Here is a 497-nt window from a genome sequence, read left to right as displayed (position 1 = left end):
ATATAAACGATGAATGCTCTGCCTCGCACTGGACTGCGCCGTATCACGCTTGCTTCTGCTCTCGTCCTCTCTGTCAGCCTGCCGGCTTTCGCCCAGGATGCGTTAACGCTGTATACCACCCGTGAACCGGGCCTGATTCAGCCCCTGCTTGATAGCTGGACNATGCGTTAACGCTGTATACCACCCGTGAACCGGGCCTGATTCAGCCCCTGCTTGATAGCTGGACGAAAACCAGCGGTATAAAAGTCAGCACGGTCTATATCAAGGACGGCATGCTTGAGCGTGTTAAAGCGGAAGGTAAAAACTCCCCTGCCGACCTGCTGATGACCGTTGACGCTGGGAACCTTATCGATTTAGTCGAAGCGGGTGTGACACAACCCGTGGAGTCAGAAGCACTGAAAGCGGCTATTCCGGCCAATCTCCGCGGTGCGGATAATCAGTGGTTTGCGCTGTCAATGCGTGCGCGAGTGTTGTACGCCGAGAAGTCAATGCCAATC

Annotated in this window: 1 pseudogene; it reads left to right on the top strand. The window is 54.8% G+C overall.

The features are described 5' to 3' along the window. Nucleotides 1-9: 9 nt before the first annotated feature. Nucleotides 10-497 (top strand): annotated as a pseudogene (locus tag FDX22_RS00410) (extracellular solute-binding protein); the annotation flags it as partial.

Origin of the sequence: Citrobacter sp. TBCS-14 (assembly GCF_005280805.1) — a bacterium.
Lineage (GTDB): Bacteria > Pseudomonadota > Gammaproteobacteria > Enterobacterales > Enterobacteriaceae > Citrobacter > Citrobacter gillenii.
This window is presented reverse-complemented; position numbering and strand designations above follow the sequence as displayed.